Source organism: Salinimicrobium oceani, assembly GCF_012037645.1.
The window spans coordinates 1-552 of the sequence record NZ_JAAVJR010000316.1 but is presented as its reverse complement, the minus strand read 5'-3'; the positions used below and the strand labels follow the sequence as shown (position 1 = coordinate 552).

1 protein-coding gene is annotated in these 552 nt (G+C 41.3%); it reads left to right on the top strand.

Annotation, left to right across the window (positions count from 1 at the left end; all coding sequences use genetic code 11):
- Window positions 1–552, top strand: a 552-nt coding sequence (locus HC175_RS16930; RefSeq protein ID WP_168139519.1) for a bifunctional (p)ppGpp synthetase/guanosine-3',5'-bis(diphosphate) 3'-pyrophosphohydrolase, incomplete at both ends; no start/stop codon positions are given.

Genomic DNA, 552 nt, shown 5'->3' with positions numbered 1-552 from the left:
GGGTGGGGGTAGGAACCATAGACAACCAAAAGCTTAAAGATTATGCAGCTTCCCGAAGCAATGCGCTGGTTAGCTTCTTTAAAAGTAAAATGAGGAAATCTCCCATGGTTGAAGATATTGACCGGGATGAAATTACCGCAAAATATGATCAACTGGTTTTTGGTAGAGATGAAGAAGTCCTCGATTATAAGCTGGCAAATTGTTGTAACCCTATTCCGGGGGATAATGTTTTTGGGTTCATTACTGTAAGTGAAGGAATAAAGGTCCACAAAAAGGATTGCCCGAACGCCATACAATTGCAGAGCAATTTCGCCTACAGGATCATTCAGGCAAAATGGAAAGATTCTACGCAGGAGGAATTCAAAGCGGTGATAAAGCTTACCGGAATAGACAATATCGGGCTGGTGAATGATGTCACGAAGGAGATCTCCAACAACATGAATGTCAACATTAAAAACATTAATTTTGACAGTAGCGACGGTATCTTTACCGGAAGGATCACCGTGGTGGTTAAGAACAACAGTATCCTTAAGAAATTGATGGACCACCTTA